The organism is Burkholderia sp. AW49-1, from assembly GCF_053427845.1.
In genome coordinates, this window is record NZ_JBSAXF010000026.1 from 33,909 (window position 1) to 60,052 (window position 26,144).

The window sequence follows — 26,144 nt, forward strand, 5'->3', positions numbered from 1 at the left end:
ATCGTGCGTGGCGGGTGCGCGGTGAGGATCGTCGCGCCGCCCCGCTCCGATTTCCCCGACCTGTCGCTCCGGCAGCTCGACCGCGCGGATCTCGACGCGTGGTATGCGTACCTGTCGAATCACGACGTCGTCCGCCACACGAGCTGGAACCTGCATGCGCGCGACGATCTGCTGCCGCTGTTCGACGGCATCGAGTCGACTCATCCGGATTCGATCCGCCGTCTCGCGATCGTCGACGACGCGTCGGGCGCGCTCATCGGGACGATCGGACTGCATACGGTGTCCACCGCGAACCGCTCGGCCGAGATCGCGTATGACCTCGCGCCGTCGCACTGGGGGCGCGGCATCGCGAGCGCGCTGTGCGCGAGCGTCACCGCGTGGGCGTTCGCCGAAGGTGGCTTCATGCGCATCCAGGGCGTCGTGCTGACCAGCAACGCCGGCTCCGCGCGCGTCCTGCAGAAATGTGGCTACCGCTACGAAGGGTTGTTGCGCGCGTTCCGGATGGTGCGTGGCGTGCCGGGCGATTTCGCGATGTACGCGCGCATCGCGACCGACTGACACTCGCCGCGCGTCGCGCGTGTCCCGCCATCGATGCGATTGGACGATCCGCGCCGAATTCGCGACAATCGCCGTTCCTCGCCTCGACTTGCTCAACATGAAAATCGCCGCGCTGTCCGACATCCACGGCAACCTCGCCGCGCTCGACGCGGTGCTCGACGACGTGCGCCGCCGTGGCGCCGACGTGATCGTCAACCTCGGCGACATCGTGTCGGGCGCACTCCATCCGGCCGACACGGCCGACCGCCTGATCGCGCTCGACCTGCCGACCATCAAGGGCAATCACGAACGGCAACTGCTGACCGGCGATCGCGACGCGATGCGGCTGTCCGATCGCTGGGCGCACGACACGCTGCGCGACGACCATCGCACGTGGCTCGCCGCACTGCCCGAGCGCCTGACGCTCGATGACGACGTGCTGATGGTTCACGGTACGCCCGCCAGCGACCTGGTCTATTTCCTCGAAACGGTGACGCCCGACGGCTGCCGCGCGGCGACGCCCGATGAAGTCGCGCAGCGCGCGGGCGACACGCCGGCGTCGCTGATCCTGTGCGGCCATACGCATGTGCCGCGCATCGCGAAGCTCGACGACGGCCGTGTGATCGTCAACCCGGGCAGCGTCGGGCTGCAGGCTTACATGGACGATCTTCCGCATCCGCACCGGATCGAAACCGGTTCGCCACATGCGCGCTATGCGATGGTGTCGCGCACGCCGGCCGGCTGGCACGCCGAGTTCCATGCGGTCGAATACGACTGGCATGCGGCCGCCGCCACCGCGGCATCGCACGGCCGCGACAACTGGACCGTCGCGCTGCGCACCGGCCGGTGCTGATGCAGCGTCACGCCTCGTTCAACCCGCTTCACCCCCCGGAAAATCAACCCGTCATGCCCGTTCCATCGCAACTGCTTTTCCTGCCCGGTGCGTCGGGCAGCACCGCGTTCTGGCAACCGCTCGCGAGCCGCCTCGCGCATCCGGCCGCGCGACGGATCGTCGGCTATCCGGGCTTCGGCGACACGCCGCGCGATCCGGCCGTCGACGACTTCGACGGCCTCGTGCGCCATGTGCTGACCGCGATCGACCGGCCGACCGCCGTGATCGCGCAATCGATGGGCGGTGTGATCGCGATGCGCGCGGCGCTCGAACGTGCGGCGCTCGTCACGCATCTGGTGCTGACGGTCACGTCCGGCGGCCTCGACATGCAGGGGCTCGGCGCGCAGGACTGGCGCGACGGCTTCGCGGAAGCGAACCCGCAGTTGCCCGACTGGTTCCTCACGTTTCGCGCCGACCTGTCGCACGACCTCGACCGTGTCGCGCAGCCGACGCTCCTGCTGTGGGGTGACGACGATCCGATCAGTCCGGTCGCCGCCGGGCGGCGCCTGCTCGAACGGCTGCCCGATGCGCAGCTGCATGTGGTGCCGGGCGGCCGCCACGATCTCGCGGCGGTGCATGCGGATACGCTTGCACCGCTTGTCGACGCGCATTTGCAGCGCGCGTGACGCGGGGCGCTTCGACTCGACGCCCGCAATGCCCTTGACGCCGCCTCAAGCGGCGTCCGGTCACGCAGCGTTCGCCAGCGTCAACCGCGCTTCAAGCCCGCCGCCGTCCGGCCGGTTGCGCAACGTCAGCGTGCCGCCCATCGCGAGCGCGAGCTGACGCGCGATCGCGAGGCCGAGCCCCGTGCCGCCGGTCTCGCGGTTGCGCGACGTCTCCACGCGCCGGAACGGTTCGAATACCGCGTCGAGCTGATCGTCCGGAATGCCGGGCCCGCGATCGAGCACCGCGATGACCGCGCCGCCGCCCGGCGCCGCCTGCACGGCGATCTCGGCCGCGCCCGCGAACTTCAGCGCGTTGTCGACGAGGTTGCCGACGATCCGGCGCAGCGCCTTCGGCCGCGTGACGAGCGCGAGCGCCCCGCCGCTGTGCAGCGCGACGTCCTGCCCCGCATCCGTGTAGTCGCACACGATGCTGTCGAGCAGTGCGTCGAGATCGATGCGGCGCGCGGCCTCTTCCGTGCCGTGCAGCGTGCGCGCATACGCGACGCCTTCCTTCACCAGATGCTCCATCTCGAGCAGATCCTGGCGCAGCTTCGCGCCCTGCGCATCGTCGTCCATCACGTCGACGCGCAGCCGCATCCGCGTGATCGGCGTCTGTAAATCGTGCGAGATCGACGCGAGGATCTGCATGCGCTCGGCCATGTACTGCGCGATGCGGTCCTGCATCGCGTTGAACGCGCGGGCCGCGCGTGCGACCTCGGACGGGCCGTCCTCGTTCAGGCGTTCGCCCTTCAGGTCGGGGCCGAGCGCGTCGGCCGCCTGCGCGAGCTGCTTCAGCGGCCGCGTCGCGAGCCGCACCGCGAGCCAGCAGCATGCGGCGAGCACCGCGAGCTGCAGCGCGAGCACGACCGGCAGCCAGCCCGACAGCGGCACCGTCGACATCGGATGGATGTCGATCGTCAGCGGCGAGCCGTCGGTCAGGCGCAGATGCACTTGCAGATGCTCGCGATCGCCTGGGAGCGCGTTCGCGGTCAGCGGGTAATCGCCGCCGATGCCGTCCGAGATCGAACGCTCGACGCGCGCCGAGAGCCGCGCCTCCGGCGGCGTGCCCGTCTCGCCCGGCCCGAGGATGAACGCGTAGCTGCGCCGCGCGAGACGCGGCAGCCATGCGGCGCGCTGGTCGGGCGGCAGGTGGTCGAGCAGCGCGACCGAGCTCGCGACCTCGCGCTCGATGTAGCCCATCATCAGGTTGGTGGTCGCCTGGTCGCGCTCGGTCACGGTGAGCCAGAACGACAGCGTCTGCGCGAGCGCGAGGCCCACGCACAGGATCAGCGCGAGCCGCGCGAACAGCGAGCGCGGCCAGTGCCACGGAGTGCGCGTGTTCATGCGTCGCCTTCGACCGCGGTCACCGCCGACGAGAACACGTAGCCCTCGTTGCGCAGCGTCTTGATGTAGCGCGGCTCGCGCGCGCCGTCGCGCAGGCGCTGCCGCAGCCGGCTCACGAGCAGGTCGATCGACCGGTCGAACGGATCGGACTGGCGGCCCTGCGTGAGGTTGAGCAACTGGTCGCGCGTCAGCACGCGCTGCGGATTGTCGAGGAACACGCGCAGCAGCCGGTACTCGGCGCCGCTCAACGCGACCAGCATGCCTTCTGTGTCGAGCAGGTGACGCCCCGTCGTGTCGAGCCGCCACTCGCCGAACGCGAGCATCGCGGCCGTCTCCGTCACCTGCATGCCGGGCGGCAGCATGCGCGCGCGGCGCAGCACCGAGCGGATCCGCGCGAGCAGTTCGCGCACCGCGAACGGCTTCGCCAGATAGTCGTCGGCGCCCATCTCGAGGCCGATGATGCGGTCGGTTTCCTCGCCGCGCGCGGTCAGCATCAGCACCGGCACCGTCCGGAACTTGCCCGCGCGCAGGTCGCGGCACAGCGTGAGGCCGTCCTCGCCGGGCATCATCAGATCGAGCACGATCAGGTCCGGCGCGCCGTCGTCGAGCGCGTTGCGCATCTCGCGGCCGTTCGCGGCGAGCGACACGCGCATGCCGTTCTTCTCCAGATAGTCCGCGATCAGTTCGCGGATCGCGCGATCGTCGTCGACGATCAGTACGTGGTCGATCTTGTCCATGAGTCGATGTCGTTGGCGTGATGTTCCGGCTGATGATGTCCGCTTTTATACCGCACCGCGGGCGCGCGTTTGTATCCCAATGTATCGCGCCGCCGTGACGACACACAACATTGCACACGCGCGGCTTGCCGGACACACCGCGGATACGTCGGCGCGGCCCAATGACGGCTGTCGAAACCTGTCCGGCCCGCGCACTCGCGCGGCGGCCGGCCGAACCGGAGAACCGCCATGCTGCCCAGATTCAAGACCGCCGCCCTCGTGATCGCCCTCGCCGCCACGGCCGGGCTCGCCGCGTTCGCCGGCACCCGCGACGACACGGGCATGACCGCCTCGCTGGCGGGCACGCCGGCGCCCGACTTCACCGGCATCGAGCGCTGGCACAACAGCGCGCCGCTCAAGCTCGACCAGTTGCGCGGCAAGGTCGTGCTGGTCGATTTCTGGACGTACTCGTGCATCAACTGCATCCATACGATTCCGTACGTGAACGACTGGTACCGGAAGTATCGCGACCAGGGGCTCGTCGTGGTCGGCGTGCATACGCCCGAGTATCCGTTCGAACGCGACGCGAAGAACGTCGCCGATGCGGTCAAGCGCTTCGGCATCCAGTATCCGGTCGCGCAGGACAACCGCTACGACACGTGGCGTGCGTACGGGAACCAGTACTGGCCCGCGCTGTACCTGATCGACGCGAACGGGAAGGTCGTCTATACGCGGTACGGCGAGGGCGGGTATGACAAGACGGAAGCGGCGATTCGGGGCGCGCTGGCGCAGGCGGGGGAAGCGGCGAAGGGCGCGACGCGTACGCAGTAGCGTGCGCCGGCCGGGGCGCGGCATGCGCCCCCGTGCGATTCACCGCGACTTACTTCCGCTTCGCATCCGCCTCCGCCAGCATCGCCTCCCCGATCGCGAGATTCCCGTCCGCGATCAGCGCGTCGCCCGCGCCGCGGATATCGTCGACCGCCTTGTTCTGCCCGAGCTTGCGCTTGCCGACGAGCCGCGTGATCTCGATCTGCAGCCCGACGATCGACTGCAGCATCGTGTCGAGATAGTCCTTCGGCGCGTCGGTCATCTTCCACGGCGCCGGCTGCGACGCCTCGTGCGTGCGCGTCAGCCGCGCGACCACGCCGCGCACGAACTTCTCGTCGTCGCGCACCGTGATGCGGCCGTATGCATGCACGACCACGTAGTTCCACGTCGGCACCTGCCGATGCGCCGCGTGCTTGCTCGGGTACCAGTTCGGCGAGATGTACGCGTCGCCGGCGCGGAAGATCACGAGCACCTCGTCGCCGTTCGCGACCTCCTGCCAGACCGGATTCGCCCGCGCGACGTGCGCATGCAGCTCGCCGAGACCGCCGTCGCCCGCCAGCCACTCGAACGGGAGGTGGTTCGCGTCGAGCCCACCCTTCCCGTGCGTGACCAGGCTGCCGAACGGATGATCGACGATCAGTTCGCGCAGCGCGTCGGGGCGGGATTCGGCGAAATCGGCAGGGACATACATGGCGGCTCCACGGTCGAAAAGGGTTCGGACGGAACAGGCGCAACCGGCCCCTCATGCGCAGATTGTGATCGCTAACTGGTTTATTCTGTAGAGCCGGTTTCGAACAATTTCAGCAGACCAGAATCATGGCCAGAACCGCCCGGATCGTCGAAATCCCGTCGCTCGGTGTGCTCGACCGCGCGGCCGGCGACCTGAGCCGCCAGCTCGCGCAGGCGTTGCGGGACGCAGTGCGGTGTGGCGACATGCGGCCCGGCGACACGCTGCCGTCCACGCGGCTGCTCGCGACGTCGCTCCAGGTCGCGCGCGGCACCGTCGTCGACGCGTATGCGCAGCTCGTCGCCGAAGGCTTCCTGGAGTCGCGCGGCGGCGCCGGCACGCGGGTCGCGAACGCCCTGGCCGAGCCCGCTCCGCCGGCCGGTGAACCGCCCGCCGCCCGGCGGCGTGCCGCACACGCCGGGCTGCCCGAACCGGCCGCGACGTTCGCGCGGGTCGCCCGCGAATTCCGTCCGTTGCCGGCCGTGCCGTTCGCGATCTCGGTGCCGGCCGGGCTCACCGCGCCCGACGACATCTGGCGCCGGCTCGGCAACCGCCTGCGCGCCCGCGGCGCCGGTGCGCCGTCCGGTTACGCGGATCCGCAAGGCGCGCTGCCGCTGCGCGAAGCGATCGCCGATTACGTGCGCCGCTCGCGCTCGGTGCGCTGCAGCGCCGATCAAGTCGTGATCACGAGCGGCACGCAACAGGGGCTGCACCTCGCGAGCCAGGTCCTGCTCGGCCCGAACGATCGCGCGTGGGTCGAGAATCCCGCCTATCGCGGCATCACCGCGCTGCTCGAGAGCACCGGCCGGAGCGACGCGATGGTCCGCGTGCCGGTCGACGCGGACGGCATCGACGTCGAGGCCGGCATCCGTCTCGCGCCGAACGCACGCGCGGCGTTCGTCACGCCGTCGCATCAGTACCCGCTCGGGATGCCGATGAGCATGGCGCGACGCAACGCACTGCTCGGCTGGGCGCGCGCACATCGCGCGTGGGTGGTCGAGGACGACTACGACAGCGAGCTGCGCTACGAAGGCTATCCGTTTCCGTCGCTGCAAGGCCTGGATCCGGAACACGTGGTCTATCTCGGCACGTTCAGCAAGATCCTGTTCCCGTCGCTGCGGCTCGGCTACGTGATCGCGCCCGACGACCTCGTGCCCGCGTTCTGCGGCGCGCGCGCGCTGATGGATCGGCACACGCCGACCGCCGATCAGCACGTGCTCGCCGCCTTCATCGCGGAAGGGCATCTCGACCGCCACATTCGCCGGGTGCGCGGCGTCTACGCGGAACAGCGGGCGCTGCTGATCGACACGCTCGGCGCGCGGCTGCCGCGCGAGCGCGCGTGGGTGCAGCCGGGCGATCAGGGGATGCACGTCGTGCTGTGGCTCGCGCAAGGGATCGACGATCTCGACGTGGTGGCGCGCGCCGCGCAGGCGGGCGTCGCGGTGCGCGCGGTGTCGCCGATGTTCGCGCCGGGCACCGCGCGTCCGGGCCTCGTGCTCGGCTTCGGCGGGTTCGATCGCGCGCGGATGGAAGTGGCCGCGCAGCGGCTCGCGGATGTGGTCGGCGAAGCGGCCGGCACCGTTTCATCGGAAGAATCGCGGCGGCGCACACGACCAAAGGTTGTCCGCGGGAAACAAACGTAATCGTCTGTAAATCCTGCAAGCAAACGGGCTGTTTGGCCGCCGGCGACGGTGCGCGGTTTGCTAGGATCGCGCCTTTTCCGCTCACGCTCCTGCCGCCGTGAATCGCTTCGTGCCGTTTCTTCGTGACCTGTGGCTTCGCTGCCGCACCGGCGCCCGCGTGCTGGGCACCGGCGCTTGGCATCGCCTGCGCCATCCGACGCGCCGCGGTGTCGCGCTGACGCTCGCCGCGATACCGGTGCTCGGCTTGCTGGTCCTGCTCGCGTTCGTGCCGTTCACGCCGAGCATCGGCGACATCCGCAAGGCGCGCATCGACCGCCCCGCGCGCGTGCTGTCGGCCGACGGTCAGCTGATCGCCGAATTCCGACCCGTCAATCGCGAATGGGTGCCGCTCAAGCAGATCTCGCCGCACATGGTCGACGCGCTGATCGCGACCGAGGACCACCGCTTCTACGCGCATCACGGCATCGACTGGCGCCGCACGCTCGCGGCCGGGCTGCACACGTTCTCGGGCAGCCGCCAGGGCGGCTCGACGATCACGCAGCAGCTCGCGCGCAACCTGTATCCGGACGAAGTCGGCCGCGCGCCGACGCTCACGCGCAAGGTGAAGGAGCTGATCACCGCGTTCAAGATCGAGACGGTGTACAGCAAGGACGAGATTCTCGAGACCTACCTGAACACGGTGCCGTTCCTGTACAACGCGTATGGCGTCGAGATGGCCGCGCGCACCTATTTCGGCAAGTCGGCGGACCAGCTCGACATCGTCGAAAGCGCGACGCTCGTCGGGATGCTCAAGGGCAACAGCTATTACAACCCGGTGCTGAACCCCGAGCGCGCGGAACAGCGCCGCAACATCGTGCTCGCCCGGATGGCGGCGATGGGCATGCTGTCGCCACGGCAGCTCGCGCAGTTGCAGCGCCGGCCGCTGCGCGTCGACTTCGAGCCGCAGACCGCGCAGCCTGGCCCGGCCCCGCACTTCGCGGTGCAGCTGCGCAAGTGGCTGATCGCATGGGCCGACCGCAACAACTACGATCTTTACGCCGACGGCCTCGTCGTGCGCACGACGCTCGATGCGCAACTGCAGGACATGGCGACGCAAGCGCTGACGCAGCAGACCGATCGCCTGCAGGCGATCGCCGATAGCGCGTGGCACAACCCGTCCGGCTGCGGGCTGCGCAACGACCTGTTCCGCGGCTTTATCCGGCAGACGCCCGACTATCGCGCCGCGCGCGACGCGGGGCTCGCCGATGCGGCGGCGCTGAAGCAGCTCGGCGCGAATCGCGCGTTCATCCGGGCGTTGTGCGAGCGCAAGACGCAGGTGCAGGCGGGCTTCGTCGCGATCGATCCGCGTAACGGCGCGATTCGCGCATGGGTCGGCAGCCCCGATTTCGGCAGCGAGCCATTCGATCACGTCGTGCAGGCGCGACGCCAGCCGGGCTCGACGTTCAAACCGTTCGTCTATGGCGCCGCGTTCGCGGACGGCATGCGGCCGGACGATACGTTCGTCGATCGCCCCGTCGCGATCCCGATCGGCGCGCACGCGGTGTGGCACCCGACCGATGCCGAGCCGCCGACGGACGCGCCGATGACGTTGCGCGACGCGCTTGCGCTGTCGCGCAATCGCATCACCGCGCAGGTGATGCAGCGCGAAGGCGCGGCCAGGGTTGCGCAGCTCGCGCGCGCGATGGGCGTGCGCGACAGCGCGCTCGACGCGGTGCCGTCGCTCGCGCTCGGCACGAGCCCCGTCACGCTGAAGGAAATGGTGTCCGCGTACGGGACGATCGCGAACCGCGGCATGTACGTCGCGCCGCAGATGATCACGCGCATCGAGGACCGCGACGGCAAGGTGCTCGCCGCGTTCGGCAGCGCGCCGCCCGAACGCGCGCTGCCGGTGGCCGCGGCACAGACGCTGGTCGACGTGATGCGCGGCGTCGTCGATTACGGCACCGGCGCCGACATCCGCTCGCGCTACGGGATTCGCGTCGACGTCGCGGGCAAGACCGGTACGACGCAGGACAACACGGACGGCTGGTTCATCCTGATGCATCCGCAACTGGTGGCCGGTGCATGGGTCGGCTTCGACGACGGTAGCGTGACGCTGCGCAGCGATTACTGGGGCGCGGGCGCGCACAGCGCGCTGCCGATCGTCGGCTCGTTCTATGATGCGGCGCTGCGTGCGCGCGCGATCGATCCGCACGTGCAGTTCTCGCCCGACTTCCGGCCGCGCAGTGCGCCAGCGCCGGTGCCGAAGCGGCGCCCGCACCCCGGCCTGTTCGACTGGCTGAAGATCTTCCGCTGAGCACTGCTCGACAATGACGCTTCGTCCTCCTGGACGAAGCGATCCCGGCACGCGCCGCGCATCATCGACGCGTGCGAGCGCGTGGAAGGCGCGTAGCGAATTCGCGTTCCGCGGGCGACCTGCGCCAGCACCCGAACGATGCGCCGGCCGGTTGACGCGCCGGCCGGCGGATGCGGCCGACAACGCGCTCAGGCCCCCGCGAGCGTCGCGGCCAATACATCGAACTGGCGCACCCGCCGTACCGCCCTCGTCGGACGGGCTGTCGTCAGTCTGCCGTGTCGCCGTTCTTCGGCAGCTTCGACCATGCGTTGCGCCCCGGCGCCGGCGACCATGCCGGACGCGTCTTGCGCGCGCTGTCGATCACGGCCAGGTAGCGGCCGGCGATCGGCGTGATGTCGCGATCGCGGCGCAACACCCATAATGACTTGCCGGCCTCGACGCGCGCCTGATAGTCGTCGTCGAGGATGCCGTGCGTGTCGAGGAACGTGTTCAGCGATGCAGGAATCCGCACGCAGCCTTTCGAATGCCGGATGCCGAGCAGCGGTTCGAGGCGATCGGGGTCGGTCGCGTGCATCTGAAAGCGCATCGGCGACTTGCCGCCCTTGCCCCAGCCCCGCTCGCCGTCCACCCAGCCGAAGTCGTAGATGCGCATGTCGCGCTTGCCGTAGCCGCGAATGCCGTTGTCGTTCGTCGTGCCTTCCGCGCGGAAGTCCATGTTGTCGGGTGAGTGGTGGAACACGCCGAGCGGCGTCAGGAAGTGATCGTATTTGCCGGGCCAGCCGGTGCCGACCGGCGACGCACCGATCATCAGCCACGCGTTGGACGGCGTCGCGCGAAAGTAGATGAACAGCGCCTGCACGTTCGGCGCACGGTCGACGAGCGCAACATATTCACCGGCCAGGTCGCCGAGATCCGCATCGGCGAGCGCGTTCTGAAGGCGATCGCCATACGCGCGCTGCTCGCCAGCGGGCACGTTCAGGCGTCGCGTGACTTCCTGCGTGAAGCGCTTGCGCATGTCGATCGCACGCGCGGTTGCGTTCCTCGCCTCCTCGGCCGACAGCGGCGGGTGCCGGCGCGGCGGCGTCGGCGCGGGCGCTTCGGCTTCACTTGCCGGCGTGCCTGATGCTGCCGATGCCGCGGAGGCCGGAGAGGCTGCGGACGCTCCCGATGCCCCGCTGGCGGGTGACGCATGATGCACGGCGGACGCCGCGGAAACCGGTGCTGCCTCCGACGACCCATGCGCCGGCGAAGCCGGATGCGCGGCCGAAGCAGTTGATGAGGAAAACGTAGCAGTGGCCGACGGCACGTCGGCCGCGGCAACCGCTGGCTGCGCAACGAGAACGGAAATCGGGACAGCAGCCGCGAGCCACACATACGTGGCGGCCGCGAGGGTACGGCAACGCGACTTGGACAGCCGCCGCGTCAGGTCGGAGAGCATCATGCGATCGAAGCCATCGGCCGATCCGGCCGCCGCACGTTGCGAACGGCGCATCTCCCGCGCAAGCCATCGACACGCCGGCGGCACGCATGTGCCCGGCGCCGACGCCTCTTCTCGGTGGAGTCGTTCGCAGTACAACGCGTTCGGTCCAATGGCGGCTAATGAGTCGTCAGGTCTTCCATTCTACCCGCGCAGACACGAATCGGCAGGGCCGAACCGCCGGTTTCGCGGCGGTTTTGCGCTTCGTCACGCTTTGTTTCAACTCGTTGCCGCTTGCTAGACCGCTGCATGGCAGGTCGCTTCATTTGGCCATTCCGGCAACACGACATGCCGGACATTCACCCGCGTGCCGCACGCGACACGCGAGTGCGCAACCGGCGTCTACTTCGAAATGGTTTCGAGCGCGATGCCTTTGGTACGCGGCCCCATGAACCCGATCGCGACCATCACGATCACCATCGCACCGGCGATGAACGCGAACACGCCCAACGTGCCGAAGCCCTTCAGCACGGCCGCGATCACGAACGACGAGAAGATCGCCGAGAAGCGGCTCCACGAATAGACGAAGCCCACCGCGCGCGCGCGGATCGACGTCGGGAACAGCTCGGCCTGATACGCGTGGAAGCTGTACGACATGATGTTGCTCGCGAGCGTGAGGCCGATGCCGAGCACGATCAGGAATGCGCCCGCCGTCGTCTGGCTGAACAGCAGCCCGCAGACGACGATCGCCGCCGCCATCGCGACGATCACCGACTTGCGCTCGAAGCGGTCGGCGATCACGAGGCCGATCAGCGGGCCGAGCGGCGCCGCAAGCGCGATCACGCTCGAATACATGAGACTCGACGTGATCGTGATGCCCTGCTTGATCAGCAGCGTCGGCACCCAGTTCGCGAAGCCGTAGAAGCCGACCGTCTGGAACACGTTGAAGATCGTCATCATGATCGTGCGGCTGCGATACGGCGGCACCCACATGTCGCGGAAGCTGCCGCGCGGCGGCACCGGCTCGGCCGGCGCGGGCGGCGGCAGCCGGCCGTATTCGGCTTCGACCTTCGCCTCGAGCGCGCGCATGATGCGATCGGCCTCGTCGACGCGACCCTGCTGCGCGAGCCAGCGCGGGCTCTCGGGCAACTCGCGACGAATCCACCACACGAACAGCGCGCCGTGCGCGCCGATCAGCACGACCCAGCGCCAGCCGTCGAGGCCGAGCGGTGCGTGCGGCACGAGCAGATACGCGAGGAACGCGACCACCGGCACCGCGACGAAGCCGACCGCCTGCTCGCACGCGAACGCGCGGCCGCGGATCTGCTTCGGCACGAGTTCGGAGATGTACGTGCCGATCGTCACCATCTCGACACCGAGGCCGAGACCGACGACGAAGCGCCAGAAGTTCAATCCGCCCGCCGTGTCCTGGAACGCCATCACGACGTTGGCGGCGGTGTACCACAACAGCGACCACGTGAAGATCGCGCGGCGGCCGAAGCGGTCCGCGAGAAAGCCGCATGCGATCGTGCCGATGAAAAGGCCGGAAAACAACGCGGCGATGAAGCTCGCGACGCCCGTGGTGCCGAACAGGCCGTGCGTCGTCGCGGACAGGATCCCGCTTTTCACGAGGCCCGGCGCGACGTAGCCGCTGTACAGCAGATCGTAGAGTTCGAAGAAGAAGCCGAGGCTCAGCAGCACGACGAGTTTCCAGACGCTGCGGGTCGGCGGCAGGCGATCGAGGCGGGCTGAAATCGAGCCGGCGTCGATGGAAGAGGACGAGGCGGCTGCCTGTGGAAAGCTGTCCGTTGAGACCATCTTGGTCGTGTCTCCTGATCGTGTCGTGTGTTTTGTTGTCCGGCGGCCAGCGGGCCGCCGTCGGGCGATTCGCTGCATTGTACCGGCACGCCGCGCGGGCCGCGCGGCGTGGCGAACCGGTTCGGACACCCCACTTTCGCGCCGGGTATTGTGTAAATTGCGTAACCGTCTGTCGGATCTGTAAGGTTCGCCGGCGTCGCGACGTTTCGCTGCCGGACTGCGAACGCAACCCGTCACGGCCCCGCCGGCAAGGGCTCGCGGGGCCATCGCATGCCCGCGCGGGCATCACGGTACGCGCCAGGCAAGATGCACGATCGGCAGCGCCGCGGCCGCCATGCCCCGGTAACATGCTACCGGGCCAACTCCCGGCTTCCGGGCGCCTTGCGGCACCCGCCATTGTCGGCAAAACGTAAGCATTCCATGTCCATACAACGACTATCCACGTACGCACGCCGGATCGCGCTGTTCGCACTGCTGCAGTTCGCGGCGATCGCGACCGCGTCGGCATTTCCGGCAGCCGCGTCCGCACCGGGCGCGAGCGGCGTCGGCGTCCCCGTGCCGACGATTTCGCTCGGCGACGCCGTTGCGCAACTCAAGCAGATGCAGGTGCAGCAGGACCGCATCAAGCAGCAGACGTCGAACGCGACCAACAGCAAGGAGCTCGACGAACTCGGCGACGCGACCCAGGAACTGAGCGCCGACGTCGACAAGCTGCAAAGCCAGCTCGCGCCGCAGCGCACGCAGGTCCAGGCGCAGCTCGACGTGCTCGGCCCGCCGCCGGCGCCGGGCGCATCGCCCGAAACACCCGCCGTCGCACAGCAGCGGGCGACGCTGAACGCGCGCAAGGCACAGATCGACGCGGCGCTGAAGCAGGCCGCCGACCAGAAGACCAACCTCGCGAACCTGAACGACCAGTTCTCGAAGCTGCACCGCAGCTTGCTGAAGAACCAGCTTGCGTTCCGTTCCGGCAGCATCTTCGGCGCGCAGTTCTGGCTGCCGCTGTTCCATCTGTCGCCGGACGACGTCCAGCGGCTCGACGATTTCAACGACGAACTGCGCGACATGCTGCGCTCGTCCTGGACACCCGGCCAGCGCGCGCTCACCACGCTGCTCACGATCGCCGCGCTCGCGGCCTGGCTCGGCGGCCGCCGCATCGTCGAACGCGGGCTCGCGTGGTTCTGCCTGAACCGCCTGCCGCCCACGCGGCTGCGCCGCAGTGCGCTGGCGCTGGCGACGGCGTTCTCGACGCTGCTCGCGACCGCGGTCGCCGTCCAGATCCTCTATCTCGCGCTCGCCCGCCACGCCGAGCTCACGTCGTCGATGACCGACCTGTGGGGCCAGTTCGCGAAGCTCGCCGTGACCTGCGCGTTGATCGCCGGCCTCGGCCGTGCGCTGCTCTGCACGAAGCATCCGTCGTGGCGGCTGCCCGCGCTCGCCGATCCCGTCGCGCTCGCGATGAGGCCGTTCCCCGGTGTGCTGGCCGCGCTGCTGCTGATGTCGGGCACGCTCGAATCGATCAACCGGATCGTCGATACCAGCCTGTCCGTCACGCTGTTCGGCCGCGGCATCGTCTCGCTCGTCGTCGCGCTGACCGTCGGCGCGTCGATCCTGCGCGCGAATCGCGTCCGCAGCGCGCTTGCGGCATCCGGCGAGGCGCCCGAGGATCGCTCGACGCTCGCGGGGCTGATCCATGCGGGCGTCACGCTGGCGATCGTCGTGTCGCTCGGCGCGCTGCTGATCGGCTACATCACCGTCGCACGCTTCATCACCTACGAGCTCGTATGGTTCGAGATCGTGCTGTGCAGCGTCTACATCATGACCCAGCTGACGCGCGACGCGAGCGAAAGCCTGTTCTCCGCGAACCTGTCGACCGGCAAGCAGATCAAGCACCTGTTCGCGCTCGACGACCGGCATCTCGACCAGGCCCACACCGTCGTGTCCGGTCTCGGCACGAGCCTGCTGATGCTGGTCGCGGCAATCGCGTTGCTGACGGGCGGTTTCGGCACGACGCCGAGCGACCTGCTCGACAGCGCGGTCGCGATGATCGGCGGCCAGCGGCTGCAGAGCCTGAACATCATGCCTGATCGGATCATGAACGCGGTGATCGGGTTCGCGATCGGCTTCTATCTGCTGCGCTCGGTGCGGCGCTGGCTCGACAGCGAGTTCATGCCGGCACTCGGCATGGATGCGGGAATGCGCGTGTCACTGATCACGTTGTTCACCAACGTCGGCTATGTGCTGCTCGTGCTGATGACGCTGGGACTGCTCGGCGTCAGATGGAGCAACCTTGCGTGGATCGTCAGCGCGCTGTCGGTCGGTATCGGTTTCGGCCTGCAGGAGATCGTGAAGAACTTCGTGTCGGGACTGATCCTGCTGACCGAGCGGCCGGTGAAGGTCGGCGACATGGTCAGCATCGCGGGCGTCGAAGGCGACATCCGCCGCATCAACGTGCGCGCGACCGAGATCCAGCTCAGCGACCGCTCGACCGTGATCGTGCCGAACTCGCAGCTGATCTCGCAGAACGTGCGCAACGTGACGATGGGCAACAGCACGCAGGGTGTCGCGACGCTGATGCTGACGTTCCCGCTGAACACCGACCCCGAGCAGGTGCGCGACCTGCTGCTCGACGCATATCGCGAGCATCCGGCGATTCTCGACAAGCCGGCGCCGTCGGTCACGTTCAGCCAGCTGGCGCCGGACGGGATCACGCTGAGCGTCACGGGCTACGTGGCGAGCCCGCGGATCGCGAGCGCGACGAAGAGCGACCTGCTGTTCGAGATCCTGAAGCAGTTGCGGGCGTCGCAGATCACGCTGTCGACGCCGCAGATGCTGGTCGTGCAGAACATGCCGGCAGTCGACGGATCCACCCGGCACGAATGAATACGTGATCGGGCGGGTGCGATCGGGCATCGCCGCGCACGCATCGCCAAAAACGACAAGGGCCGGTTACCGCTTTCGCGGCAACCGGCCCTTGTCATTCGAACGTCAACGCGCTCTGACGAGCCGCTCCGTTACACGTCGAACTTCACGCCCTGCGCCAACGGCAGCTGACGGCTGTAATTGATCGTGTTCGTCGCACGGCGCATGTACGCCTTCCACGCATCCGAACCCGACTCGCGGCCACCGCCCGTTTCCTTCTCGCCGCCGAACGCGCCGCCGATCTCCGCGCCGCTCGTGCCGATGTTCACGTTGACGATCCCGCAATCGCTGCCCGCCGCCGACATGAACTGCTCGGCCTCGCGCATGTCGTTCGTGAAGATCGCCGACGACAGGCCCTGCGGCACCGCGTTGTGCACGTCGATCGCGTCTTCGAAGTCGTCGTAGACCATCACATAGAGAATCGGCGCGAACGTCTCGCGCTCGACCACCGCCGATTGCTTCGGCATCCGGACGATGGCCGGACGCACATAGTACGCATCCGCGTGACCGACGTCGATGCGCTCGCCGCCCTTCACTTCACCACCCTGCTCGCGTGCGTCGGCCAGCGCCTTCTGCATCGCGTCGAACGACGCACGGTCGACCAGCGGGCCGACGAGCGTGCCTTCCTCGAGCGGATTGCCGACCTTCACCGACGCATAGGCCTTCTCGATGCGCGGCAGCAGCTGGTCGACGACGCTGCGATGCACGATCAGGCGGCGCAGCGTCGTGCAACGCTGGCCGGCCGTGCCGACCGCCGCGAACGTAACGGCGCGCACCACGAGGTCGAGGTCGGCGCTCGGCGCCACGATCATCCCGTTGTTGCCGCCAAGTTCGAGGATGCCGCGCGCGAGACGCTGGCTCAGCACCTTCGCGACTTCCGTGCCCATCCGCACGCTGCCGGTCGCGCTGATGACCGGTACCTTCCTCGACGACGTCAGCACCTCGCCGACGTCGCGCATGCCGAGCACGAGCTGGCTCAGGCCTTCCGGCGCGACGCCCGGATGCGTCTTGTCGAATTCGCGCAGCGCCTTGGCGAGCAGCTGGTGACATGCGATCGCGGTGAGCGGGGTCTTTTCCGACGGCTTCCACACGACCGGATCGCCGCACACGAACGCGAGCGCGGCATTCCACGCCCACACCGCGACCGGGAAGTTGAACGCCGAGATCACGCCGCACACGCCAATCGGGTGCCACGTCTCCATCATCCGGTGACCGGGGCGCTCGGACGCGATGGTCAGGCCGTAAAGCTGACGCGACAGGCCGACCGCGAAATCGCAGATGTCGATCATTTCCTGCACTTCGCCGAGCCCTTCCGACGTGATCTTGCCGGCTTCGAGCGTGACGAGGCGGCCGAGCTCGGCCTTGTGCTCGCGCAGCACGTTGCCGAACACGCGCACGAGCTCGCCGCGCACCGGCGCCGGCACCGTGCGCCACTTGAGGAATGCGTCGTGCGCGGCGTCGATCTTGCGCTCGGCGTCGTCGGGCGAGTCAACCGCCAGCGTCGCGAGCGTCGCGCCGTCGAGCGGCGAACGCGCGGTCAGCGCATTGCCTTTCCACTGGGCGAGATCGATGTCGAGCGCAGCAAGAATGTCGTTGAATTGCATCACTTCCTCTTCAGGGACAGATTGATCGGTGCGGCGGCGACGCCGCCCGCGTGATTCGATTGGAGCGCGTTCGCGCGCCCTGTGCAAGCGGATGCGCAGCTCGGCAGGCACGGTGCGCCGCCTGGCGCATCGCGCGCCGCCGCCGCCGGAAGCCCGGCCTGACGGCACACCCCGGCCTCGCGAGGCACGATCCATGAGACACATTGTCGATGGCCACAAGCCGGGCCGCTATTGATATTAACTCACGACTTCATTCCCAAAACGCAACACCCAGGCAGGACTAGCCTACTTGTTTCGGCACGAGCACCGGACCTGTCCGGGGCCGATGGCCGGGTCACCCGGCCGATTTCGATGCGCCGCGAGTTGATGACAAAGCCGCATCAACCTGTGCGGAAATATCGTTTGCCGCGCATGCGGCCCGCACACACAATCGGAGCGGCGTCGGGGTGCACCGCACCCGGCGCGCCGACGGTCGCCCAGCGGCGGCCGGACGACAGACGAAGGCGACAAGCATCGCGCACCGCTGCACCGGTGGATCCGGTGGCTCCGGATCAAGCCCGCGAAGCAGTGTCGCTGACCGCCGGCCGGCCGCCGACGCGTCGCCCTTCGTCACCAAAAAACAATCCCGGAGACAGCGCCCAGCACCCGCCATGCATTCAGATGCCCGCCCCGACTCGCCCCGTCCGTCCGGCTCGCCGCCCGCGAAGCCGTCCCTCCACCGCGCGCTGCAAGCGCGCCATCTGCGGATGATTGCCATCGGCGGCTCGATCGGCACGGGCCTGTTCGTGGCATCCGGCGCGTCGATTTCGCAGGCCGGCCCCGGCGGCGCGATGCTCGCGTACATGCTGATCGGCCTGATGGTCTACTTCCTGATGACGAGCCTCGGCGAAATGGCCGCGTTCATGCCGGTATCGGGCTCGTTCGCGACCTACGGCGCGAAATTCGTCGACGAGGGCTTCGGTTTCGCGCTCGGCTGGAACTACTGGTACAGCTGGGCCGTGACGCTCGCGGTCGAACTCGTCGCCGCGCAGCTCGTGATGCACTACTGGTTTCCGCACGTGCCGGGCGTCTGGTGGAGCGCGATCTTTCTCACGTTGATCTTCGCGCTCAACGCGCTGTCGGTACGCGGTTTCGGCGAAGCAGAATACTGGTTCGCGCTGATCAAGGTGCTGACGGTGGTCGCGTTCGTCGGCATCGGCCTGCTGATGATCTTCGGGATCATGCAAGGCGGCCCGAGCGCGGGCTGGGGCAACTTCACGATCGGCGACGCGCCGTTCGCGGGCGGTTGGGCGACGATGCTCGGCGTCGCGATGATCGCGGGCTTCTCGTTCCAGGGCACCGAAATGATCGGCGTCGCGGCCGGCGAATCGGAGAACCCGCGCACGACGATCCCGCGCGCGGTCAGCCAGATCTTCTGGCGCATCCTGCTGTTCTATGTGTTCGCGATCTTCGTGATCGGCGTGCTGATTCCATACACGGACCCGAGCCTGCTGAAGAGCGACGTGACCGACGTCGGCGTGAGCCCGTTCACGCTCGTGTTCCGCCATGCGGGCCTCGCGTTCGCGGCCGGCGTGATGAACGCGGTGATCCTGACGGCCGTGCTGTCGGCCGGCAACTCGGGCATGTACGCGTCGACGCGGATGCTCTACAACCTCGCGGTCGAAGGCCGCGCGCCGAAACTGTTCGCGAAGCTGTCGCCGGGCGGCGTGCCGCGCAACGCGCTGTACGCGACGACCGCCGTCGGCGCGCTATGCTTCCTCACGTCGCTGTACGGCGACAAGACCGTCTATCTCTGGCTGCTGAACACGTCGGGCATGGCCGGTTTCATCACGTGGCTCGGCATCGCGGTCAGCCATTACCGGTTCCGCAAGGGCTTCCTGAAGCAGGGCTATCGGCTCGACCAGCTGCCATACCGGTCGAAGTGGTTTCCGTTCGGCCCGCTGTTCGCATTCGCGTTGTGCGCCGTCGTCGCGCTCGGCCAGGACTACCAGGCGTTCCTCGCCGACAGAATCGACTGGGCCGGCATCGCCGCGACCTACATCGGCCTGCCGTTCTTCCTCGCGATCTGGCTCGGCTACGCGCTGGTGCGCAAATGCCGCCTCGTCCGCTACGAGGACATGGAGATCGCGCCGTGGATCGAGCGCAACGCGACGCCAGAGGCGACGGTAAAGGCCGATGCCGGCTATCCGGCCTACGTCGCCGCCCCGGCCAACCCGACGCCGGGCGCCTGACGCCCGGTCGCGCAACGGCCGCCGCCCGATCGCCGCGGCCGTCGCACTGAAAACCTCATTCGACGCGGCGCGCGCGTTCAGGCAAGATCGACGCGCGCCGTCCGTTTTTCCGCCGTTACGAATCACCGAAAACGCATGCAGAACTTCTACGAAGCCACCGTTACCCGCCAGCCCTACCCGCAGCTGACCGGCACGATCGACACGCAGGTCTGCATCGTCGGCGGCGGCCTCGCCGGCCTGTGCACGGCGCTCGGCCTCGTCGAGCGCGGCGTGCGGGACGTCGTCGTGCTCGACGGCGAGCGGGTCGGCTTCGGCGCATCGGGCCGCAACGGCGGCTTCGTGTTCGGCGGCTACAGCCTCGACAACGCGGACCTGCTGCGCACGCTCGGCCGCGACGAAGGCCGCCGCCTGTACCGGCTCACCGTCGATGCGGTCGACCTGATACGCGCGCGGATCGCCCGCTACGGAATCGACTGCGACATCGTCGACGAGGGCGTGATGCTCGCGAACTGGTTCGACGATCCATCGCGGCTCGACGGCGTGCGCACGCTCATGAAGCAGGAATTCAACGTCGACTGGGAACCGGTCGCGACCGACGCGCTGCGCGCACGGCTGAAGACGCAGCGCTATTACGGCGGCCTGTTCGAGCCGAACGCGTTCCACTTCCATCCGCTCAAGTACGTGCTCGGCGTCGCGGCGGCCGCATCGCGCGGCGGCGCGCGCGTGTACGAACGCTCGGCCGCGCTCGGCATCGCGCGCGAAGGCGCCGGCTACGTCGTGCGCACGGCGCAGGGCACGGTGCGCGCGAAGGACGTCGTGTTCGCCGGCGGCGGCTACGCGCGCGGCGTGTCGCCGCGCATCGAGCGCGCGGTGCTGCCGATCGCGACTTACGTGATCGCGACCGAACCGCTCGGCACGCGCCTGCCGGACGCGATCGACGCGCCGTACGCGATCTACGACACGCGTTTCGCGTTCGACTACTACCGCCCGCTGAAGGACACGCGCATTCTGTGGGGCGGCCGGATCTCCGTGCTCGACCGCGGCCCCGACGCGATCGCGCGGCTGCTGCGACGCGACCTGCTGCGCGTGTATCCGCAGCTCGAAGGCGTGAAGGTCGAATACGCCTGGGGCGGGCTGATGAGCTACGCGCGGCACAAGATGCCGCAGATCGGCCGCGACGCGGACGGCGTGTGGCACGCGATCGCATTCGGCGGTCACGGGATGGCGCCCACCACCGTCGCCGGCGAAGCGCTCGCCGCCGCGCTTGCCGGCGAGCGGCCCGTGCCGGAAGGCTTCGCCGCGTTCGGGCTCACGCGCACGTTCGGGCTCGCGGGCCTCGCCGCCGCGCAGCTCACGTACACCGCGTACCAGGCCCGCGACGCGCTCGCGTCGTGCCGGCGCTGAGCGGCGGCGGCAGCCGAAACCGCCCGGCCGATTAGAGCGAAAGGTCGGCCGGGCGGGCATTTCCTGCATGCTAGAATGGTTTCTTCATGCCGCCGCGAACCCACAACAAAGTCACATGAAAGCTGGAAGCAAGGCCGCCACGTCCGAAAGCCGCGCGCTTGCGACCGATGCGCGGCGCAAATACGATCCCGAGCAAACCAAGCGCAACATCCTCGACGTCGCCACGCAGGAGTTCTCCGCGATGGGCCTCGCCGGTGCGCGCGTCGACGCGATCGCCGAACGCACGAACACGACGAAGCGGATGCTCTACTACTACTTCGAAAGCAAGGAAGGCCTGTACGAGGCCGTGCTGGAGAAGGTGTACGGCGACATCCGCGCGCTCGAGCAGGAGCTGCACGTCGGCGACATGGAGCCGCGCGAAGGCATGCGCCGGCTCGTCGAATTCACGTTCGACTATCACGACAAGCATCGCGATTTCGTCCGCCTCGTGTCGATCGAGAACATCCACGGCGCGAAGTATCTCGAACAGCTGAAGTCGTTCAAGAACCGCAACGTCAGCATCATCAAGACGCTCGAGGAACTGCTCGAGCGCGGTGCGGCGAGCGGCGCCTTTCGCAAGGACATCGACGCGTTCGACCTGCATCTGCTAATCAGCTCGTTCTGCTTCCACCGCGTGTCGAACCGTTACACGTTCGGCGCCGCGTTCGGCCGCGATCCGTCGGCGCCGCGGCTGCGCGCGCGGCATCGCGAGACGATCACCGACTCCGTGCTGCGCTACGTCGCCGCGTAGGCGCACCGCGCGATTCCGCCCGAAGGCCGGCTGGCGAGCGCTCCACTCGCCGTCCGGCACATCTCCCGTACGTCGCCCCGCCGCGTGCAACCGGCATGAGCCGGACGCACGCGGCACGCTCCTTCAGGCCGCCTCACGCCGCGCGTGCGTCGCGAGCGAGTCCGTCGGCACGGTCGATGCCAGCGCGATCCGCGCCTTCTCTTCCGGGCTTCCCGTCACGTAATATTTCTCCGCCCAGCTCGAATCCGGCGCGAGCGCGAGTTGCCGATGCGCACCGGCGCCATGCCGTTTCGTCTCGATCGACAGCGCCCGCGCGCGGTAGTGCTCGTAGAGCCGCAGGAATTCCGCGAGATAGATCGCCGCGATCCGCGCGTCGCGAATTTCGAGCAGGTTCTCGTCGTTGTACTGCTCGGAGTTGCGGCTCATGTTCGCCGAGCCCGTATAGACGATCGGGTTCGCGCCTTCCGCATCGATCACGATGAACTTGTGGTGAATCACGACCGGCGGATACGCCGGCGCCGGCTCGCCCGGAAAGAGGCGCAGCTCCGGCTCGAAACCCTCCGGCACCGTCGCCGGCGAAAAATACGCGGCATCGATCACGTCGCGCCGATCACGCTGGCGATGATAAAGCTCGAGGTTCGCGAGCGTCGCCGCATCGAGCGACTGCCCGTCGTGCTGCGCGGCATCGGCCTTCGTCGCGCTGCCGACGTTGATGCGGTTCACCAGGCCGAACATCATCAGGCCGCGGTCGCCGGCTGCAAAGCATGCGTCGCGCAGCGCAGCGTCGGTCGGCATGAACAGGCAGAACGACACCGAATGCTTCGCGGCCGCGATCGCGGCGACGATCGTATCGATCTCGGTGCGCTGCCCCGCCGGCTCCGGCGAAAACGCGACGCGCACCTGCGCGCGGCCGATCGTCATCGGCGCCGACCAGCCCGCCGACAACTTCGCCGTCTCCGCGATCGGCGGATTCGCGGCCAGCGCCTGCGCACGCGCGTTGTACAGCGCCGCGAGCGCCGGCGAATCGAATGCGTGCAGCACGTTCGCCTGCTCCGTCAGCCCTTCGGTCGTGAAGTTCGCGGAACCTGTCAGCACGCGAGCAGGCGTCACCGCGGTTGCCGCATTTGCCGGTGCGTCGGTCACGATGAACTTGTCGTGCATGATGTGCGTCCGGTCGCGCGGCGCGAGCGTCGCGAGGCCCTGCAGCGCGTCGACGGCCGGCTGGTTCGGCGACGGCAGCGGCGGCTTGCCCTTGCGCACGGTCGTGTGCGCGTCGTAGACGATCGCGAGCGACGCTTCGCCGTGCCGCCGTCCGAACGCCTCGAAAGCGGGCAGCGCCCACAGCGTGTCCGTCAGGTGATAGACGGCCGACACCGCGCGCGACGCGGGGTCGAGCATCGCCGCGAACACCTGCTCCATGTCGTTCGCGAGCCACGCGCGCAGCTTCAGTGCCTGGTCCGCGCTCGGCGCCGCATCCGGCGCGAGACCCAGCGCCGCGACCTGCTTCGCGAACGCCTGCGAGCTGACGACCGCACGGTTGAACCACGTGCCGACACCGTCCACGACGTGCGCGGGCAGCACGACATCGCACACGCCGGCCTCCGCATCGAGCACCTGCAGGTGCTCCGGCGTGCCGACGACCGGATAGACGTCATAGCGGAACGACGCATCGCGGTCCTGCGGATCGATGCGCGCGTCCCACCACATGAATTTCTGGATCGGCGCCTGGTCGGTCGGTGCGTCGCCCTGCGTGTCGGCAGCCGGGCCGTCGAACGTGAGCCGGTTCGGCAGCCAGCTGTTCGGCGCCCGCGTCTTGCCGTCGGCCGACCAGAAGCCCGGCGTACGCCGGATCGCGAAGCCGAGGAAGTCCGTGCGCGACGCCGCATCGGGCCAGTCGAAGGCAAGCAGGACGAGGGTCGGGGAAAGATAACTGCGGACGCTGACGGTCATTCGTTGCTCCTGCCGGACGGGCCGGTCGAGATGAATGAGTCAGTGTTGACGGTGGTTCTTCCCGCGCGATGACGGTTCGATGAACCTTGTATGTCGGACCCGCGTCAGTCGCACACGAGCAGCTCGATGCCGCGTGCGGTCAGCGCGCGGCGCACGGCCTTGTCCGGCGCGCGCTCGGTGACGAGGTAGCGCGCGGCCGACGTGCCGTTGATCCGCACCGGCGTCACGCGGCCGAACTTCGAATGGTCGGCGACGATGATCGCCGTGCCGGCCGCCGCGATCATCCGGCTGCGCACTTCGGCGGCGAGCCGCGAGTAGTCGGTGCAGTCGCCGTCCGACGTGATGCCGCCCGCGCCGACGAACGCGAAATCGACGTGGTATTGCGCGAGCTGCTGGATCGTATCGAGCCCGAACGTCGCGTCCTCGTCGTCGGACAGTTCGCCGCCGAGCAGCGTCACGCGATTGCCATTGCGCCGCGCGAGCACAAACGCCGTGCGCCAGTCGTTCGTGTAGATCGAGAGCCGGTGCCGGTCGGCCAGCGCGAGCGCGACCGCATGCGGCGTGCTGCCCGAGTCGATCAGCACCGATGCGTCGTCGGGCACGAATTCGGCCGCGCGTCGCCCGATCGTGCGCTTCGCTTCGGCGTTCGCCGCTTCACGCTCGGACAGGCTCGGCTCGCGTCGGTCCGCCGCCAGCGCGCCGCCGTGCGTCATCACGAGCAGGCCGCGCGCCGCGAGCGCATTCAGGTCGCGCCGGATCGTCTCGCGCGATACGTCGAGCGAGCGCACGAGTTCGGCAACCGACAGCGCGCCCGATCGTCCGAGCTCCGACAGAATGTATTGATGACGTTGTTCCGCCAGCATTGCAATGCGCCCGAGGCGACTGGTAATGGGTAAGCCGACCATTGTATTACGGCCGTTTGACCGCCATTTGACGGCGGCGCGGCTGGCGGTCGGCGCGTTTCACGAAAGCGAAATTCTGTATTGCCCGATGCGCGCGAATCGGCACGGCGAGCGGTTGCTACACTCTGCGCTTCGCCGAACGACAGACCATCAAGGGGCTTGCGCAATGTATCGCAAAGGCAGTGTGCTCGAAATCCAGTTTTCGCCAGAACGACTCAACGACGGCGCGGGCGATCCGTACTGGATCGACCTGACGCTCGACGAAGCGCGCCGGCTGTACGAACAGCTCGCCGCGCGCTTCGCGACCGACGCACGCGCGAACCAGCCGCTCGACACGTTCTCGCTCGACTGATCCTCCCGTCCTTTCCACGCGCCACGGCGCGCTTTCATGCCGCAGCACCTTCATCTGGCCGGCCGGCAACGGAATGGCCGCCGCGCTCGCGCCACGGGCGAATGCAGAATCCGACAAGACGGCAGTTCCGGTTCCGCCGATACTGGCCGACTTCACGATTCGTCCGGCCGTATCGCGGCCCGCCATGCATGTTCAACTCGCTCGTCGCCGCGGCTTTCGTCGCGCTGTGGTCCACCGGCTTCATCGTCGCCCGGGCAATCAAGCCGTACGCCGATCCGAACCTGTTCCTGCTCGCGCGTTTCGCCGGCACGGCCGTGCTGTTCGGTGCGGTGGCGCTCGCCGCGCGAGCGCCGTGGCCGGCCCGCCGCGAATGGCCGCGCCACCTGATCGCGGGCGCGCTGCTGCAAGGCGTCTATCTCGGCGCCAGCTACTGGGCCGTCGCGCAGGGACTGAATGCGGGCGTGATGGCGTTGCTCGGCGCGCTGCAGCCGCTCGCCACCGCCGTGCTCGCGGTGCCGCTGTTCAATGAGCGCCTGCCCGCGCGCGGCTGGCTCGGGATGGCGCTCGGGCTCGCCGGCGTCGCGCTCGTGCTCGCGCCGAAAGTGGCGGGCGGCGTCGCGCCGCCGCCGGGCGCCGCGCCCGCGTGGTTCGTCGTGGCCGTGTCGATCCTGTCGGTCGGCTCGATCACCGCCGGCTCGCTGTATCAGAAGGGCAAGCTCGCGCAGAACGACCTGCGCACGGCCGTCGCCGTGCAGAACCTGGGCGCGGCGATCGTCGCGGCGGTCTTCGTCGTGCTGCTGCACGAAACGCGCTGGATCGGCGCGCCGGCGCTGTGGATCTCGCTCGTGTGGGGTGTCGTGTTCCTGTCCGGCGGCGCGGTCACGATGCTGATGTGGATGCTGCGGCGCGGCAACGCCGCGCGCGCGACGTCGTTACTGTTCCTCGCGCCACCGCTCGCCGCGCTGCAGGGGTACTTGCTGTTCGGCGAAACGCTCGCGGCCGTCCAGCTCGTCGGCTTCGGGCTCGCGTTGGTGGGCGTCGTGCTCGCGCGGCGCTGACGCGGGCGAGCGGGTGCAGCGGGCATCCGCCACCGCGCCCCTCCGTTCATG

The 26,144-nt window shown here is 68.7% G+C and carries 20 protein-coding genes; 12 read left to right on the forward strand and 8 right to left on the reverse strand.

Annotation, left to right across the window (positions count from 1 at the left end):
- Positions 1–21 precede the first annotated feature (21 nt).
- The 3 genes from ACV22W_RS27360 (at position 22) to ACV22W_RS27370 (ending at position 2,055) form a co-directional block, all read left to right on the forward strand.
- The gene (locus ACV22W_RS27360; protein WP_448022636.1) at positions 22–558 is read left to right on the forward strand and encodes a GNAT family N-acetyltransferase; all 537 of its coding nucleotides are present in this window, start codon (positions 22–24) and stop codon (positions 556–558) included.
- A gap of 97 nt (positions 559–655) precedes the next feature.
- On the forward strand, positions 656–1,390 hold the full coding sequence (locus ACV22W_RS27365; protein ID WP_448022637.1) for a metallophosphoesterase family protein: 735 nt from the start codon (positions 656–658) through the stop codon (positions 1,388–1,390).
- Positions 1,391–1,443: 53 nt separating this feature from the next.
- Positions 1,444–2,055 carry an alpha/beta fold hydrolase gene (locus tag ACV22W_RS27370; RefSeq protein ID WP_448022638.1) on the forward strand — a complete coding sequence of 204 codons (612 nt, stop codon included), beginning with the start codon at positions 1,444–1,446 and terminating at the stop codon, positions 2,053–2,055.
- 60 nt (positions 2,056–2,115) lie between these two features.
- Here ACV22W_RS27370 and ACV22W_RS27375 read toward each other — a convergent pair whose 3' ends face one another.
- Positions 2,116–3,438, reverse strand: a complete 1,323-nt coding sequence (locus ACV22W_RS27375; protein ID WP_448022639.1) for an ATP-binding protein — start codon at positions 3,436–3,438, stop codon at positions 2,116–2,118.
- On the reverse strand, positions 3,435–4,175 hold the full coding sequence (locus tag ACV22W_RS27380; protein WP_448022640.1) for a response regulator: 741 nt from the start codon (positions 4,173–4,175) through the stop codon (positions 3,435–3,437). The genes ACV22W_RS27375 and ACV22W_RS27380 overlap by 4 nt, the downstream gene beginning before the upstream one ends.
- A gap of 228 nt (positions 4,176–4,403) precedes the next feature.
- On the opposite strand from ACV22W_RS27380, the gene ACV22W_RS27385 reads away from it, so the two are divergent.
- A complete protein-coding gene (locus ACV22W_RS27385) occupies positions 4,404–4,985 on the forward strand; it encodes a thioredoxin family protein (RefSeq protein WP_448022641.1) in 582 nt (193 codons plus the stop codon).
- A gap of 49 nt (positions 4,986–5,034) precedes the next feature.
- Here the strand turns inward: ACV22W_RS27385 and ACV22W_RS27390 are convergent, their stop codons facing one another.
- Positions 5,035–5,673: an FMN-binding negative transcriptional regulator gene (locus ACV22W_RS27390; protein ID WP_448022642.1), complete on the reverse strand. Its 639-nt coding sequence runs from the start codon at positions 5,671–5,673 to the stop codon at positions 5,035–5,037.
- 125 nt (positions 5,674–5,798) lie between these two features.
- Between ACV22W_RS27390 and pdxR the strand changes: the two genes are divergently transcribed.
- Together pdxR and ACV22W_RS27400 are read left to right on the forward strand one after the other, a co-directional pair.
- A complete protein-coding gene (gene pdxR, locus ACV22W_RS27395; RefSeq protein WP_448022643.1) occupies positions 5,799–7,352 on the forward strand; it encodes a MocR-like pyridoxine biosynthesis transcription factor PdxR in 1,554 nt (517 codons plus the stop codon).
- 97 nt (positions 7,353–7,449) lie between these two features.
- On the forward strand, positions 7,450–9,648 hold the full coding sequence (locus ACV22W_RS27400) for a penicillin-binding protein 1A (RefSeq protein ID WP_448022644.1): 2,199 nt from the start codon (positions 7,450–7,452) through the stop codon (positions 9,646–9,648).
- Between the two features lie 265 nt (positions 9,649–9,913).
- On the opposite strand, the gene ACV22W_RS27405 is transcribed toward ACV22W_RS27400, so the two are convergent.
- Positions 9,914–11,140 carry a hypothetical protein gene (locus ACV22W_RS27405; protein ID WP_448022645.1) on the reverse strand — a complete coding sequence of 409 codons (1,227 nt, stop codon included), beginning with the start codon at positions 11,138–11,140 and terminating at the stop codon, positions 9,914–9,916.
- A gap of 327 nt (positions 11,141–11,467) precedes the next feature.
- Entirely contained in the window at positions 11,468–12,883 is a 1,416-nt protein-coding gene (locus tag ACV22W_RS27410) for an MFS transporter (RefSeq protein WP_448022646.1), read from the reverse strand.
- Between the two features lie 420 nt (positions 12,884–13,303).
- Here ACV22W_RS27410 and ACV22W_RS27415 point away from each other — a divergent pair, with 420 nt between their 5' ends.
- A complete protein-coding gene (locus ACV22W_RS27415; RefSeq protein ID WP_448022647.1) occupies positions 13,304–15,763 on the forward strand; it encodes a DUF3772 domain-containing protein in 2,460 nt (819 codons plus the stop codon).
- A 131-nt stretch (positions 15,764–15,894) separates the two neighbouring features.
- Here ACV22W_RS27415 and amaB read toward each other — a convergent pair whose 3' ends face one another.
- Entirely contained in the window at positions 15,895–17,406 is a 1,512-nt protein-coding gene (amaB, locus tag ACV22W_RS27420) for an L-piperidine-6-carboxylate dehydrogenase (protein WP_448022648.1), read from the reverse strand.
- Between the two features lie 650 nt (positions 17,407–18,056).
- Here amaB and ACV22W_RS27425 point away from each other — a divergent pair.
- The 3 genes from ACV22W_RS27425 to ACV22W_RS27435 all read left to right on the forward strand — a co-directional run bounded on the left by ACV22W_RS27425 (position 18,057) and on the right by ACV22W_RS27435 (position 21,831).
- Positions 18,057–19,637 (forward strand): amino acid permease, encoded by a 1,581-nt coding sequence (locus ACV22W_RS27425; RefSeq protein ID WP_448022649.1) that lies wholly within the window; start codon positions 18,057–18,059, stop codon positions 19,635–19,637.
- Between the two features lie 135 nt (positions 19,638–19,772).
- A complete protein-coding gene (locus tag ACV22W_RS27430; protein ID WP_448022650.1) occupies positions 19,773–21,041 on the forward strand; it encodes an NAD(P)/FAD-dependent oxidoreductase in 1,269 nt (422 codons plus the stop codon).
- A 115-nt stretch (positions 21,042–21,156) separates the two neighbouring features.
- Positions 21,157–21,831, forward strand: a complete 675-nt coding sequence (locus tag ACV22W_RS27435) for a TetR family transcriptional regulator (protein WP_059464545.1) — start codon at positions 21,157–21,159, stop codon at positions 21,829–21,831.
- 123 nt (positions 21,832–21,954) lie between these two features.
- Here the strand turns inward: ACV22W_RS27435 and ACV22W_RS27440 are convergent, their stop codons facing one another.
- Both ACV22W_RS27440 and ACV22W_RS27445 read right to left on the reverse strand, forming a co-directional pair.
- Entirely contained in the window at positions 21,955–23,781 is a 1,827-nt protein-coding gene (locus tag ACV22W_RS27440; protein ID WP_448022651.1) for a phospholipase D-like domain-containing protein, read from the reverse strand.
- 104 nt (positions 23,782–23,885) lie between these two features.
- Positions 23,886–24,644 (reverse strand): DeoR/GlpR family DNA-binding transcription regulator, encoded by a 759-nt coding sequence (locus ACV22W_RS27445; RefSeq protein ID WP_059532616.1) that lies wholly within the window; start codon positions 24,642–24,644, stop codon positions 23,886–23,888.
- A gap of 205 nt (positions 24,645–24,849) precedes the next feature.
- Here ACV22W_RS27445 and ACV22W_RS27450 point away from each other — a divergent pair, with 205 nt between their 5' ends.
- Entirely contained in the window at positions 24,850–25,035 is a 186-nt protein-coding gene (locus tag ACV22W_RS27450) for a hypothetical protein (protein WP_006752380.1), read from the forward strand.
- 188 nt (positions 25,036–25,223) lie between these two features.
- On the forward strand, positions 25,224–26,093 hold the full coding sequence (locus tag ACV22W_RS27455) for a DMT family transporter (RefSeq protein WP_448022652.1): 870 nt from the start codon (positions 25,224–25,226) through the stop codon (positions 26,091–26,093).
- Positions 26,094–26,144 lie beyond the last annotated feature (51 nt).

Bases quoted from the DNA above. Each gene is read 5' to 3' on its own strand.
- ACV22W_RS27365 (WP_448022637.1), top strand. From the start codon at position 656: ATGAAAATCGCCGCGCTGTCCGACATCCACGGCAACCTCGCCGCGCTC.
- ACV22W_RS27370 (WP_448022638.1), top strand. From the start codon at position 1,444: ATGCCCGTTCCATCGCAACTGCTTTTCCTGCCCGGTGCGTCGGGCAGC.
- ACV22W_RS27375 (WP_448022639.1), bottom strand. From the start codon at position 3,438: ATGAACACGCGCACTCCGTGGCACTGGCCGCGCTCGCTGTTCGCGCGG.
- ACV22W_RS27380 (WP_448022640.1), bottom strand. From the start codon at position 4,175: ATGGACAAGATCGACCACGTACTGATCGTCGACGACGATCGCGCGATC.
- ACV22W_RS27385 (WP_448022641.1), top strand. From the start codon at position 4,404: ATGCTGCCCAGATTCAAGACCGCCGCCCTCGTGATCGCCCTCGCCGCC.
- ACV22W_RS27390 (WP_448022642.1), bottom strand. From the start codon at position 5,673: ATGTATGTCCCTGCCGATTTCGCCGAATCCCGCCCCGACGCGCTGCGC.
- pdxR (WP_448022643.1), top strand. From the start codon at position 5,799: ATGGCCAGAACCGCCCGGATCGTCGAAATCCCGTCGCTCGGTGTGCTC.
- ACV22W_RS27405 (WP_448022645.1), bottom strand. From the start codon at position 11,140: ATGCGCCGTTCGCAACGTGCGGCGGCCGGATCGGCCGATGGCTTCGAT.
- ACV22W_RS27410 (WP_448022646.1), bottom strand. From the start codon at position 12,883: ATGGTCTCAACGGACAGCTTTCCACAGGCAGCCGCCTCGTCCTCTTCC.
- ACV22W_RS27415 (WP_448022647.1), top strand. From the start codon at position 13,304: ATGTCCATACAACGACTATCCACGTACGCACGCCGGATCGCGCTGTTC.
- amaB (WP_448022648.1), bottom strand. From the start codon at position 17,406: ATGCAATTCAACGACATTCTTGCTGCGCTCGACATCGATCTCGCCCAG.
- ACV22W_RS27425 (WP_448022649.1), top strand. From the start codon at position 18,057: ATGCATTCAGATGCCCGCCCCGACTCGCCCCGTCCGTCCGGCTCGCCG.
- ACV22W_RS27430 (WP_448022650.1), top strand. From the start codon at position 19,773: ATGCAGAACTTCTACGAAGCCACCGTTACCCGCCAGCCCTACCCGCAG.
- ACV22W_RS27435 (WP_059464545.1), top strand. From the start codon at position 21,157: ATGAAAGCTGGAAGCAAGGCCGCCACGTCCGAAAGCCGCGCGCTTGCG.
- ACV22W_RS27440 (WP_448022651.1), bottom strand. From the start codon at position 23,781: ATGACCGTCAGCGTCCGCAGTTATCTTTCCCCGACCCTCGTCCTGCTT.
- ACV22W_RS27445 (WP_059532616.1), bottom strand. From the start codon at position 24,644: ATGCTGGCGGAACAACGTCATCAATACATTCTGTCGGAGCTCGGACGA.
- ACV22W_RS27450 (WP_006752380.1), top strand. From the start codon at position 24,850: ATGTATCGCAAAGGCAGTGTGCTCGAAATCCAGTTTTCGCCAGAACGA.
- ACV22W_RS27455 (WP_448022652.1), top strand. From the start codon at position 25,224: ATGTTCAACTCGCTCGTCGCCGCGGCTTTCGTCGCGCTGTGGTCCACC.